Source organism: Halobacteriovorax sp. BALOs_7 (assembly GCF_003612895.1).
Lineage (GTDB): Bacteria > Bdellovibrionota > Bacteriovoracia > Bacteriovoracales > Bacteriovoracaceae > Halobacteriovorax_A > Halobacteriovorax_A vibrionivorans.
Genome location: NZ_CP027772.1, coordinates 2,927,396 through 2,940,793, shown reverse-complemented (window position 1 = coordinate 2,940,793; position 13,398 = coordinate 2,927,396). Strand labels below are relative to the sequence as shown.

At 36.2% G+C, this 13,398-nt stretch carries 12 protein-coding genes; 9 read left to right on the top strand and 3 right to left on the bottom strand.

Annotation, left to right across the window (positions count from 1 at the left end; translation table 11 throughout):
• The first annotated feature begins 59 nt into the window (after nucleotides 1-59).
• From BALOs_RS13970 to ung, 3 genes are all read left to right on the top strand, one after another.
• A complete protein-coding gene (locus BALOs_RS13970; RefSeq protein WP_114705795.1) occupies nucleotides 60-1,151 on the top strand; it encodes a hypothetical protein in 1,092 nt (363 codons plus the stop codon).
• A gap of 116 nt (nucleotides 1,152-1,267) precedes the next feature.
• Nucleotides 1,268-3,445, top strand: a complete 2,178-nt coding sequence (locus tag BALOs_RS13965; protein WP_114705794.1) for a thiamine pyrophosphate-dependent enzyme — start codon at nucleotides 1,268-1,270, stop codon at nucleotides 3,443-3,445.
• A gap of 17 nt (nucleotides 3,446-3,462) precedes the next feature.
• Entirely contained in the window at nucleotides 3,463-4,134 is a 672-nt protein-coding gene (gene ung, locus BALOs_RS13960) for a uracil-DNA glycosylase (RefSeq protein ID WP_114705793.1), read from the top strand.
• Here ung and BALOs_RS15585 read toward each other — a convergent pair.
• The gene (locus BALOs_RS15585; protein WP_120405546.1) at nucleotides 4,069-5,028 is read right to left on the bottom strand and encodes a ComEC/Rec2 family competence protein; all 960 of its coding nucleotides are present in this window, start codon (nucleotides 5,026-5,028) and stop codon (nucleotides 4,069-4,071) included. The genes ung and BALOs_RS15585 overlap by 66 nt on opposite strands.
• Nucleotides 5,029-5,133: 105 nt before the next feature.
• Here BALOs_RS15585 and nadC point away from each other — a divergent pair, with 105 nt between their 5' ends.
• Both nadC and nadB read left to right on the top strand, forming a co-directional pair.
• Nucleotides 5,134-5,985, top strand: a complete 852-nt coding sequence (nadC, locus tag BALOs_RS13950) for a carboxylating nicotinate-nucleotide diphosphorylase (protein WP_158536769.1) — start codon at nucleotides 5,134-5,136, stop codon at nucleotides 5,983-5,985.
• 2 nt (nucleotides 5,986-5,987) lie between these two features.
• Nucleotides 5,988-7,553: an L-aspartate oxidase gene (nadB, locus tag BALOs_RS13945; protein WP_114705790.1), complete on the top strand. Its 1,566-nt coding sequence runs from the start codon at nucleotides 5,988-5,990 to the stop codon at nucleotides 7,551-7,553.
• Nucleotides 7,554-7,752: 199 nt separating this feature from the next.
• Here the strand turns inward: nadB and BALOs_RS13940 are convergent, their stop codons facing one another.
• The gene (locus BALOs_RS13940; protein ID WP_120405545.1) at nucleotides 7,753-8,280 is read right to left on the bottom strand and encodes a pentapeptide repeat-containing protein; all 528 of its coding nucleotides are present in this window, start codon (nucleotides 8,278-8,280) and stop codon (nucleotides 7,753-7,755) included.
• A gap of 223 nt (nucleotides 8,281-8,503) precedes the next feature.
• On the opposite strand from BALOs_RS13940, the gene BALOs_RS13935 reads away from it, so the two are divergent.
• The 4 genes from BALOs_RS13935 to BALOs_RS13920 are packed head-to-tail and all read left to right on the top strand — an operon-like array spanning nucleotide 8,504 to nucleotide 11,383.
• A complete protein-coding gene (locus tag BALOs_RS13935) occupies nucleotides 8,504-9,145 on the top strand; it encodes a helix-turn-helix transcriptional regulator (RefSeq protein ID WP_158536768.1) in 642 nt (213 codons plus the stop codon).
• Complete coding sequence (locus BALOs_RS13930; RefSeq protein WP_120405544.1) at nucleotides 9,138-9,908, top strand: hypothetical protein; 771 nt, start codon at nucleotides 9,138-9,140, stop codon at nucleotides 9,906-9,908. The genes BALOs_RS13935 and BALOs_RS13930 overlap by 8 nt, the downstream gene beginning before the upstream one ends.
• A gap of 21 nt (nucleotides 9,909-9,929) precedes the next feature.
• Entirely contained in the window at nucleotides 9,930-10,958 is a 1,029-nt protein-coding gene (locus tag BALOs_RS13925) for an A/G-specific adenine glycosylase (RefSeq protein WP_114705786.1), read from the top strand.
• Complete coding sequence (locus BALOs_RS13920) at nucleotides 10,955-11,383, top strand: hypothetical protein (RefSeq protein WP_114705785.1); 429 nt, start codon at nucleotides 10,955-10,957, stop codon at nucleotides 11,381-11,383. Before BALOs_RS13925 ends, BALOs_RS13920 begins: the two co-directional genes overlap by 4 nt.
• Here BALOs_RS13920 and BALOs_RS13915 read toward each other — a convergent pair.
• Nucleotides 11,375-13,393 carry a S9 family peptidase gene (locus BALOs_RS13915; RefSeq protein WP_162929711.1) on the bottom strand — a complete coding sequence of 673 codons (2,019 nt, stop codon included), beginning with the start codon at nucleotides 13,391-13,393 and terminating at the stop codon, nucleotides 11,375-11,377. The two genes, BALOs_RS13920 and BALOs_RS13915, sit on opposite strands and share 9 nt — an antisense overlap.
• Nucleotides 13,394-13,398 lie beyond the last annotated feature (5 nt).

Below are 13,398 nucleotides of genomic sequence, written 5' to 3'. Positions count from 1 at the left end.
ATGTCGGCATCTTGTGCCACGAGTTAATATTAAGGTCTTCTTAAGGTAAAATTAACTCCGTGAAGAAGTTGATTTTATTACTCCTATTAATTCACTCAAGTATTTATGCAATACAATTTGAGGATGCTGTCTTTCCAGAGATTGTCACTTCATCTCGTGCCCTTGCCATGGGAAATGCATTTATTGCAAAAGTAGATGATGCATCCGCTGCTTTCTATAACCCAGCAGGCCTTGGAACTTATCGTGGAAAACACTTTCACCTTTCAAACTTTCAATTTGAAACCAATAAGGGATGGATGGAGACTCTCTTTGGTGGAGATGTAACTGGTAACGCCGGTGATATTTTTGATGCACTATCGCTTGAGGGTGCAAGAAAACTTCTCAATCAAAATAAGGGAACAGTTTCACATAGTCGTTTCCAAATGATGCCAAACTTCTCAACTCGCTATTTCTCTATGGGATATGTCTATGCTGTTCAACAACGAGCTTTTATTGGTGATCAAGCTGGTGACCAATTTGAATATGCACAAAGAACTGATCACGGTCCATACGCAGCTTTTAACTTTTCACTCTTTGGTGGAATCGTAAAAATAGGTGCTACCGCAACTTATCTATTTAGAAAGGAAGCAATCGGGACAGCTGATCCAGCGGTTGCATTAGATCTACCAGATACGGCCTACAACCAAGGTAAAATGTTATTTTTTACTACTGGTTTTCGCTTAACTCTTCCATACACATTTCTCCCAACTCTTGCCATCACTTCACATAATACAGGTGGTACAAGTTTTGAGCAGACCGGAGGTCCAGCAGCACCAGCTGATATCAAACAAACTTTTGACTTAGGACTTTCTCTTACACCACAAATAGGTAGAACGATGCGTGTTCACATGGAATTAAATTATAAAGATGCGCTAGGTGAACACTCGAATGTCGACACTATTAGAAAACTTGGACTTGGTTTAGAGTTTGATTTACGTCGTATTTTCTATTTCCGTTTAGGTTACGGTGACGGTTTTGGTTCCGGAGGAATTGGGATTAGAACGAGAAAAATGGAGTTTGATCTCTCAACTTATGCTGTTGATACAACAGATTCAGACTTCAGAGGACAGGTCGATCGCCGATATGTGCTAGGAATCTCTAGTGGTTTTTAAAGTTAATCTTCTAAATACCTGAAATTTGTCAAAACTTATACTCTATTTTAATGCACAGCATGTGCACCTTTTGCACTAAAATTGGTAAGCTAGCCCCACTTAAAAAGGGGCGTTAAATGCTTGATAAAACTGCAAAAGGATCAACTGTGGGATCTAACAAATTAGATAAGAAAAAAGAGATTATTAAAAAGTACAATCTTTCAAAAGAGGATCTAACTTGGATGCTTCGTAATGTTTTCGTTTCAAGAAAGCTAGACGATGCTGAGATCACAATGAAGAAACAATCAACAGCTTTCTTCCAAATCTCTGGAGCGGGACACGAAGGTGTTTTAACAGCTCTTGCAAAAGTTCTAAAGCCAGCTCACGATTGGTTTATTCCTTACTACCGAGATAGAGCACTATGTACAGGTCTTGGTGTAACTCCATATGAAATGCTTTGCCAAGCAAATGGTAACATCGGAGATACAGCAACTCATGGCCGACAGATGCCAGCTCACTGGGGGAATGTAAAACTAAATATCGTTCAAAAGTCTTCATGTACTGGAACTCAATTTCTACAGGCATGTGGTGTTGCTGAAGCAGGACTTGCTCTTAAAGAATTAAAAGAAAAGCATAATTACGATACATCAAAATTCTTAGTTGAAGATGCTGAAGTTGTTTATACTTCATGTGGTGATGGAACGATTGCTCAAGGTGAGTTCTGGGAAGGTCTAACAACAGCTTGTGCTAATAAACTTCCTGTTCTTTTCCACGTTGAAGATAATGGTTATGCCATTTCAACAATTACTTCTAAGCAAACTCCAGGTGGATCAATCTCTAAAGCTCTAGATGAATTTCCTGGTTTAAAGATTATTGAATGTGACGGTAATTGTCCTATTGAATCTTATAAGGCCGCTGAAAAAGCAGCAAAGCATATTAGAGAAGGAAAGGGGCCAGTTCTTCTTCACTCTCATGTAACTCGTCCATACTCACACTCTCTTTCTGATGATCAGTCAATGTATCGTACAAAAGATGAGCTTGCTGAAGAAAAGCAAATCGACGTATTTAACTCTTACCCAAAGACTCTTATTGAGCTTGGTGTAATGACTGAGAAAGAAGTTAACGATCTTCTTGAAGAAGTAACGATTGATGTAAGACGTGCAATGAAAGAAGCTGTTGATACTGAATGGCCGGCTCCTGAATCTGCACTTGATCACTTATATTCTCACGATGTTGATCCAACTTCATCGGATTTTGAAACTGAAGGTTCATTTGAAGGAAAAACAGATATTCCAATGGCATCAGCAATTAATGCTGTTCTTCGCTCTGAGTTTTCTAAGAACCCACTTCTAAGAATGTTTGGAGAAGACGTTGCCGATTTCTCTGATCTAGAAAAATTAAAAGATCCAGAACTAAAAGGTAAAGGTGGTGTATTTAAGGTATCTTCAGGTGTTCAAAGAGCATCTTTAGAAGGACAAGTATTTAACTCACCACTAGCAGAAGCAAATATCATCGGTCGTGCAATTGGTATGGCAATGAGAGGTCTTAAGCCTGTTGTTGAAATTCAATTCTTCGACTATATCTGGACTGCTTATATGCAACTTAAGAATGAGATGGCGACGACTCGCTACCGTTCAGGTGGAGACTTTAAGTGTCCAATGGTTGTGCGTGTTCCAATCGGTGGATACCTAAGAGGTGGATCGATTTATCACTCACAATGTGGAGAGTCTCTATTCACTCACGTTCCAGGTATTAGAGTTGTGTTCCCATCAAACGCAGCAGACGCTGCTGGTCTTTTAAGAACTGCTATTAGATCAGATGATCCTGTTATGTTCCTAGAGCATAAGCACCTTTACTACCAAGGTTATAATCGTACTGCTGATCCAGGTGAAGAATATATGATTCCATTTGGTAAGGCCCGTGTCGCAAAAGAAGGAGCGGACGCAACTGTTGTTGCTTGGGGTGCATTAGTTCAAAAATCAATTGATGCCGCTAAGAAAGTCGAATCTGAAACTGGTAAGACGATTGAGGTTATTGACCTTAGAACACTTGCTCCATTTGATATGGATTCAATTAAGAAGTCACTTGAAAAAACTAATCGTCTTCTTATTTGTCACGAAGAAACGAAAACTTCAGGCTTTGCTGGTGAAATCGCTGCATGTGTTAACGAAGAATGTTTTGAAGCACTTGATGCTCCAATCCTTCGTGTTGCTGCAAAAGATTCTCACGTTGCATATTGTCCAACTTCAGAAGATTATATTCTTCCACAAGTTTCAGACGTATACGAACAACTTAATAAACTTCTAAGTTATTAAAATAAAGGCCAGCTCTTATGATTGAATTCTTAAATGATAAGAGCTGGCTAACTTACCTTAAAGACGAATTCCAAAAAGATTATATGCGTGAACTTTCTGAATTTTTAAATTCAGAAGATGGTGAAATCTTTCCTAAAAGAGAAGAGTTCTTTTCAGCATTAAATTTAACTCCTCTAGAAAAAGTTAAAGTCGTTATTCTTGGTCAGGATCCATATCACGGTGAAGGGCAGGCCCATGGTTTAAGCTTTTCTGTAAATAAAGGTGTGAAAATTCCACCTTCTCTTAGAAATATCTACAAAGAATTAAATGAAGATCTAGGAGTCGAGGTACCTGAACATGGATTTCTTGAAGAATGGGCAAAGGAAGGCGTTTTGCTACTTAACAATTGTTTAAGTGTTAGAAAAGCACAGGCAGGATCTCATCAGAAAAAAGGGTGGGAGAAGTTTACTGCCAAAATTATTGAAGTGATTAATGAGCAATGTGAAAATGTAGTCTTTATTCTTTGGGGCTCTCCTGCACAAAAGAAGGGCAAGAATATTGATGAGTCTAAGCACCTAGTTCTTAAATCTGTTCACCCATCTCCTCTTTCTTCTTATCGCGGCTTCTTTGGCTCAAAACCATTTTCAAAGGCCAATGCCTATCTCATTGAGAATGATTTGAAGCCCGTCTCTTGGGAAATCACTAATTAGCCCAATCGTAATTAAGGCAAATGAATAATTTTTAGATTTTCTTGTGTAAATTATTATACCAATTAAGATTAAGAAGTTTACATGGATAAATCCTATACTATTTGCAATATCAAAACAGAATTCAACGAGTTTTGTATAGATTATTATTAATACCTCTGAATAATTCCATATTTTAATGAAGAAGAGATTTAAAAATAGAATGGGATAAACCAAAGTGAATAGACTTGTTAAAAGAGGAGAGAGAATTACTGATGCGGGATAAATAACACCCGAGAACTTATGGGCGATGAAAAGTTGAGCAACAAAAAAGAGTAAGTACATCTTATATACTCGAAAGTCTTTAATTGAAAAAATTAATGCTAGAAATAATGTACTTAAGTAAAAAGAAAGATGGCCAAAGCGGTATGTTCCGAAAAGAAAATCCGTTATAAGAAAAAAGATGAATATCTGCATTTTCGTATAATTTGTTTTTCTAATATCATTTAAAATAAAGAAACTTCTTAATAAGGCAACCCTTCGAAAAGAGTAATATCCTGGTAGAAAGAAATAAAAGATAAAACACATCACAAGCTCTATGAATTGAGTTGGTCTCTTAAACCTCCTTCTGATTAAAAAGAAAATTAGAAATAAAGAAGAGAGATGAAGTCCGGATGGTGTCATCAAGTGCATAAGATTCAAATGTGACAGTCGCTTTTTTAATTTTTTATCAAGTCCCCATTTCTGACCAGTTATAACTGAGCGATAGAAGTAGAAATTCCTCTTTTCTTTAAATGACTTCTTTATTTTGCTTGGAAGCTTAATTTTGGGCGCAGGGCGGTATGATCTGTAATTAAATTGATTAGTTAGTGGATTGATAAAGAGAAATGCAGCTAGAAAGATAATATTGAAACGCATTGCAGCTTTATATGGAAGAAATCTCTAAATATCAGCTGAAACTCATCTTTTGAGAGTTTTTTTTCTAAAATGAAAATGGTAGAAATTATTTCTACGGAGTTAATTATGACAAATCTACTTATAAACAAAGCATTGCAAGAATCTATCGCGGACTATTTCAAAGAAGATGATTTATCACGTAATCTTAATTATATTCAATCGCTTCCAAGTGATGAAGTACAGTGTCGCTTAAAAATCAAGGATGACATGATTCTATGTGGCCTTCCTTACTTTGTAGAGTCATTCAATTATCTTGGAGCTAATTTAAAATATGAAGATTTTAAAAAATATGAAGGACGTCAGTATCAAAAAGATGAGATGGCCGAAATTCATTTCACTCTTCCATTTTCTATCGCTCTAACAGGGGAGAGGATTGCCTTAAACTTAATTCAGAGGGCCTCATCAATAGCAACATATACGAATAAATTTGCTGTCATGGCAAAAGGTAGTGGCGTAAAGATTCTTGATACAAGAAAAACTCTTCCAGGTTATCGCGCTCTTGAGAAATATGCTGTTGTAACTGGTGGTGGTAATAATCATCGATTTGGTCAAAGTGATATGTGGATGGTTAAAGATAATCATAAGTCTTTCTTTGGTGGTGTAAAAGAGGCCATCGACTTTTTTAAGTCAAAGAATTCTTTCTATACTCCTATCGAAGTTGAGATTCATGATCTTTCTGAACTTAAGTTAGCGCTTAATGAAGGCGTAAAACATATTATGCTTGATAACTTCTCTCCAGATGAAATTAGAGAGGCAGTAAAAGAAAAACCTTCGGATGTTACTTTTGAAGTATCTGGTGGAGTGAGATTAAATACTCTTGAAAATTATCTAATTGAAGGAGTGGATGCAATAAGCATTGGTGCACTTACTTACGATGCTCCTGCAGTTGATCTCTCTCTTAAATATAGTAGGGGCTAAATTTGGACAATTACGATTTTGATGTACTTATTCTAGGTTGTGGAATTGCTGGCCTTGCAACAGCTGCAAAGCTTGCAGGAGAGCATTTAAAAGTCGGCATTGTTACTCGTGCCAGAGACCCACAGGTATCAAATACATTTTGGGCCCAAGGTGGAATAATCTATCCAAAAGGTGATGATCAAGCTTTATTTGATGATATTCAAATAGCTTCTTCAAATACATCAAATCCACTTGCCATCGCAACCCTTCAAGAACATGGAAAGAATGCAATTGATGAGCTGCTATTAGAAATGGCCAAGGTTAACTTTGAAAAAGATTGTGAGAATAATCTAAAATACACAAAAGAAGCCGCCCATTCTATTGAAAGAATACTCTACCGTGGAGATTATACTGGAAAAGAAATTCAAATAAGTCTTCTAAACCTTTTAAAAGATAATGAGCGTTATCCAACGGTCAGATTTTTGGAAGCTCATACTGCAATTGATCTTATTACAGCATCCCATCATGGAATTACCATCTCTCAAAGATATGAAGAAAGAAAAATCTTAGGTGCTTACCTTTTAAATCAAGAAAAAGGTAACGTAGTAAAGGCCATGGCAAAGAAGACTGTATTAGCAACAGGTGGAGTTGGGGCTTTATATTTACATCACTCTAACTCTGGAGCTAGTCGAGGTGATGGTATCGCAATGGCAAAGAGAGCTGGAGCCGATATTATTGATATGGAATTTATTCAATTTCATCCCACAACTTTTTATGACTCTTCTTCTCATGGACGTTTCTTAGTATCTGAAGCAGTAAGAGGGGAAGGTGGAATTCTGGTTAATTGTAATGGCGAAAGATTCATGGGGAAGTATCATCCTGAAATGGAGCTAGCACCACGTGATGTTGTGGCCCGCTCTATCATGGAAGAGACAATTGAGACACGCCATGAATGTGTTTACCTGGATATCTCACACAAAGAAGATACTTGGATTAAAGAGCGTTTTCCAACGATTTATAAGCACTGTCTTGAACACGGTGTTGATATGACAAATGAGCCAATTCCTGTTGTTCCTGCCGCTCACTATACATGTGGTGGAGTAAAGATCGATATGAAGGGACAAACTTCAATTAAAAACTTATATGCAGTTGGAGAAGTTTCTTGCTCAGGTCTACATGGTGCAAACCGACTAGCATCAACATCTCTTTTAGAAGGCTTAACATGGGGATACCTTGCGGCCATGGATATTAAAGAGACTGTTAAAAATGAAGATTTATATTCTCATTTACAAATAAAAGATTGGCGTGAAGAATATGCTTCAATTGATAAGGCCCTTGTCCAGCAAGATTGGATGACTCTGAAGCTTACCATGTGGAATTATGTTGGACTTTCAAGAACAACGAATCGTCTTAAAAGAGCGGTTGCAATGTTTAATGAAATTAACGATGAAGTTTCACGCTTTTATCGTAGTTGTAAATTAGATGATAGTCTTATCGGTTTAAGAAATGCTATTGAGGTATCGACGATGATCGTAAAGTCTTCGATGCGTAATAAAGAATCAATTGGTTGCTTTTACAGAAAGCTCTAAATAAAAAAAAGAAGGCCAACACCTATGAGAGAGAGTTGGCCGAAGAGCAATTATTAGTTGCGAGATTACCTACGCTAAAACATCCTCTGTTTTATACTCGGTTGTGATATGTCGTCTCAATTTAGATTTGCGGCTGGCCGTATTTTCCTTGAGACTTTAGATATAAACACCATTGCCAGCTAAATATTAAAGTTAAAACTTATGCTGCTGATTTAATGAAGTTAATGAGATTTGTCCCCCATTGCTTCGGTGAAGATGTTAATGCTTGTTCAAAGCTTAAAACTGCTTCAACTTCTTCTTTTATTTCTTCGATATCCTGTATTTCTTCAAAAATATCGTATTGATTTCGATCTCCATCTTTAATGACCTTAAAAGTTACAAGATCAAATTCACATTCCTCAATACTTGAGCCCTTTAAAGTGGAATACTTCCATGTATTCCCAACAAGTCTGCTGCTTTCAAAATTGCAATCTTCAATATGTGAAAATTCGAAGGTGCAATTTTCAAATACACAGTTGATAAATTTGCACTGTTTTATTTTTGAACCAAAAAAAGTGCAAGACTTGAAGTGAACAGCGACAAAAGTAGTTTGAGAGAAGAGAGAACCAGATACGGTTAAGTTACTTAAATCACTTGATTTTACTACCTCATTTTCAATCACTTCAAATTGTCCATTTGTGAAGTCTGATAGTTTCTCTGGCATAATGAAGTTTGTTAATGTGGCCATGTGATCCCCCCAAGCCTTGCTTAATTAGTGGATTTGTTCATCCACAATGCAATAATAGCGGTAATTGACTAATTGCGTCAAGCAATAAAATTGCATCAAGAAATAAAAATTAAATCCGATAATGATATTAAGGACTTTTGAGGTGATTTTTTTTAGGACCTCAATTGCACGTAATCGAAATATCAGGCACTTGCATGGTGTTTCAAATTGCAAGGAGAATTTCATGTCGGAATTTAACAAAGACAAACTAGATGATTACCTAGGGATTATTAGGAAATACATGCAGGTTCGTGGCCCAATGACTCAAAAAGAGTTGGCCGAAGCAACTGGGCTTGGTGTTTCAACGATTTCACGCTTTCTATCAATGAAGACAACGGAGATAAACCCTCAAGTAGTAGCAAAAATAACTGCGGAGCTTGAGATTCCACTTCATGAAATGATTGATTTTGTCGAAGAGCATTTTACAGATCACTTCATTAGACTTGTTAAGTTCTATAAGGGTGATGAAAAGAAAGAGCAACCAGCAGCACAAGCTCAATCAGCACCGGAACAACCAAGGGGAGAAGAAGTACCTACTGGAAGTTTTGAAGACGCTCTTGTTGATACATTAAAAACTGGTTCAACAGGTAATGCTCAAATGAATGCCAATGCTAGAGTAAAAGTTGGTGGTAAAACGAGAACGATGCCATTTATGGCCGATACAAGTAATGAAGATATGCTAAAGCAAAGAATGGCAGAGCTAACGCCAAGACAAAAAGCTTATGTAGCAGATTTTTTAAGCTTAGATATTGATGCTCGTGATTTAATTGTTGATTTAGGAAATGATTTATTTCGTTATTTCAGACAAAGGGGAATGATTGCTTAAGAGATTAACTCTCGCATTCTTACTTACCCAGTCAGTGCTCTCCTTGCCTGATACGGTAGAATTCGTCTTCATCTCTCCTGCGGCATCTAATAAGACGACGTTATTAGATTCAAAAATAATCAATTATAGAAAAGTAGCTCAAAACGAAAAAGAAAATTGCGTTCCAATGGGTGAAGGATGTTTTGATCCTCAGAAAGGCTATATCCAAAATGATAAAGCTGTCGATTATGTTGATCAAGAATATGGAAAAGTTAATAAAAAGGTTGAAGTTGAAAATACAATTGAATCAAGTATGATTCGCTGTACTGGTGCCTACTTTGATATCTTTTGTGGAAAGGCAAAAAAAGTAGAAGAGAAACCAAAGTCAAAATATGAAATATGGATTGATACAAGTGCTTCTTTAAGACGTGCTGATTGGTCTAAGTCCGGGGATACTTGTTATCGTCGAAGCTTCGTCTCAAGACTATCTCATTCTTGTCCATTAACGATTAAGGCCTTTGATTCATCCCTTAAAGAAATTGCTAATGATCTCTACCTTTGCCAAACTAAAGGTGGAAATAATACAAAGAAAATTATTCGCTGGGTAAAGAATTCAAATGCGAAACATCTCTTTGTATTAACAGACATCGATGAAGCAAATGGGGAACTTACTGATTTTCTAAGTAATATCGGAGCAAAGGTACATGGCGTTGGAACCAAGCCATTTTATCCAGAAGATCTATTTAAATTAGCAGATAATTTAAAAGCAACTTGTCAAAAATAGTAGAAATCGCTACAAATAATCATGTTTAAAAAATTACTCGAATGGTCAAAAGACGCTTATATAGACCTTCCATGGCGAAGAGATAGAACTGTCTATAAGACATTAGTCTCTGAAATTATGTTGCAACAAACAACTGTTGGAACTGTTCAAAATCATTTTGAAAGATTCTTGAAAATATATCCCGATGTCCATGCACTTTCTAAAACTTCAGAAGAAGAGATATGTGTAGCTTGGAAAGGTTTAGGTTACTATCGACGTGCGCGCAACTTAAGAAAAGCTGCCATTGATATAGTTGAAAATTACGACGGGAAAATTCCAGGTAATTATGAGGATCTAATTACGATTACTGGGGTTGGTGAGTATACGGCCAATGCAATATTAAGTATCGGACAAAATAAGAACGCACTTGCAATAGATGCAAATATCGAAAGAGTCGTTAGTCGAATTTACGGTATACAAGGAAAGAAAGGACCAAAACTTCAAAAGCTTTTAAAAAAGAAGTTTGAAGAAGGTGAGTTTAGAGAGATCAATAAATGTGGTGGCCGTGAGATTAATGAAGCGTTGATGGATCTTGGTAGAATTTACTGCCAGGCCAGAAGTGCTAACTGTCTTGGTTGTCCTGTTAAGAAAAAATGTATTGCAGGAAATGCAAAAGATCCACTTGAGTATCCAGAAATTCCTGTTAAGAAAATTGCTAAGACTTATGAACTTGAGCTTCTAAGAATTATTGTAAATGAGAATAATTCGATCTTAGGATATAAGAAGTCTGATGACGAGTGGCTTGCTGGACAAGTTGAGTGTCCAACTTTTATCTTAAAAAGTGAAGATAAGAACTTAATGCAATATCCTCATTTAGATAAAAAACTATCTTATAAGAAATTGAAAAAATATAAAACCGCCATCACTAAGTATAAGATTACAAATTATATTCTAGAGTTATCAACACAGGAATTTAAAGATCGTTTTAGTGGTAAGTTTAGAAAGTATAAGCTTACGGATAAATTAAATATTTCAACGGCCACAACAAAGGCCCTAGCTAAGTTATCATGAAAGTTAATTGCTTCAGTGTTATTCAAGAAGAGTTGGCAGATAAGGGAATTAATCTTCCATTTAATCGTGTTTTTGAACTTTTTGATGCAATTGAATCATCTAAGAAAATTAAGCAGAAGTTTAGTGAGCTTTGTATCGGAGATATCGTTCTTTGGCGAAAAAATATTATACCGATTAGTGGTGATAGTGGTCATATCGCAATCATACGTGAAATAAAAGAAGATGGTTGGATTAGAGTCTTTGATTATTCAAAACAGCCTCATTCAAATGAAGATTGCCTTCGTCCAGGATCAGGAGAAGGTGATATGAAATTAATTTTAGATGGTGATGAAATTAATGGTTTTATTTGGTCAAAAGAGATAAAAAAGACAAAGATGACAAAGGTCTTAGGGATCTCTCCCCAAGACCTCGTAGAATTATTCTAATTCATTTATTAAAAAAGTATAAATATCGGCGACTTCTTTAAAGGCTTCAAATCGACCTGATGCACCTGCATGACCTGCTTCCATATTTGTCCAAAGAAGTTTTACTCTTGAGTCTGTAGCAAGGTCTCTAAGCTTATAAGTCCACTTCATAGGTTCCCAATAAGTAACACGAGGATCATTAAGCCCACCTATTGCAAGAACTGCAGGATACTCTCTCTTTTCAAGATTCGTATAAGGGCAATATGATTTCATATAGTCGAAATATTCTTTATCATTTGGATTTCCCCATTCCTCGTATTCAAGTTTTGTTAAAGGTAGTGTGTCATCAAGCATTGTATTTAAAACATCAACAAATGGTACATCCGCAACAGCAGCTCCGATGAGGTTTTCTTTATCAAGATTTATTGTTGCTCCTACAAGCATTCCACCTGCACTACCACCCATGATTCCAAGTTTGCCTTTAACAGTATAGCCTTCATTAATGAGAAATTTCCCACAGGCATAGAAGTCTTCAAAAGTATTTTTCTTATAAAGAAATTTACCGTTTTCATACCAGTGACGACCTAGGGTTGAGCTTCCTCTGATATGTCCTATTGCATAGACAAATCCACGATCAAGAAGTGAGATAATATTGCGATTAAACCATGGATGTATCGACATGGAATAAGAGCCGTATCCATAGAGTAGGCATTTGTTAGGATCACCCTTCTTAGTTGTCTTCGCTTTAATAATAGTCATTGGAACCATGGCCCCATCATGAGAAGGAGCAAAAGTTCTTTCAACTTCGTATTTAGATTGATCGAAACCAGGGACTTCTTTTTGATGAATCTTCTTTGATTCACTGCTTTCTATGTCATAGTCAAATGTTGTAGTGGGTGTTGTTAATGAGCTGTATTCATAGCGAAATACCTTAGTCTCATAGTTTGCATTATCGCCACCTCCTACAAAGTAGGCATCTTCAGGAAAGCTCGCCTCAATTCGCTTTTCATCTTTTAATATAGCAAAGCGATTAAGTCCCTTTGTGCGATAATGAAGGACCATAAAATCTTTAAATGTATTAAAGTTTGTTAGATAGTTTTCTTTAGTTCCTTCGATAATTACTTTTGCGTCTTTATATGAAGGAGTCATTATTGGAGTTCTAAGAAGTGAAAAGTTTTCATGAAACTTATTTGTAAGGACAATGAAGTCGTCTCCATCACTTTCAACGCTATATTCAATCTTGTCTTCTTTAGGAAAGATTTCAATTGGATTTAGATCACTTGCATCAGCTTTCATATAAAGAACACTGTTATTTGAAGATCCTGATACATTGATTAGGATATATTGGTGATCCATTGTTTCTTCAAGGCTTAGGAAGTATTCACCTGAATCTTCAGTGTAGACTACTTTATCAAATGAGTTTTCCATATCTGTGACATGGATTTTATAAGGTCTAAGATTTTCATCCATTTCAATATAAGCGTAAGTCTTTGAGTCATTAAACCAGCATGGTGAATAACTAATCTTCTTTGGTCCTTCTTGAACGATCTTATTTGTGGATAAATCAAGAATATATAAGTCATATAGTTCGTCACCATTATAATCAACAGTGTAAATTAAATATCGGTGGCAAGGTGAGATATCAAAGGCTCCTACGTCTAAGAAGTCGTGTCCTTTTGCCAATTCATTTTCATCTAAACATACTTGGACTTCACCAGACTTTAAGTGACGACGTAAGTGAATAGGGTAGTCTTTACCTTCTTCATAGCGTTCATAGTATTCATAATCATCGTGAGGATAAGGGCAAGTTTCATAAGTTTGGAGCTCACGTGACTTTAATTCTTCAAAGATTGTTTCTTTCAAATTACCTTTATTTTTTAGATATGTTTTAAAAAGGTCATTTTCTGCATTGAGAAGCTTCATGACATCATCGTCACTTTCGCGATTTCTCATCCAAAAATAATCATCAGTTAGAATTTGGTCGTGGATCTTTGTCTCATGCGAGACTTTCTTTGGTTTAGGATATTCCATTATTC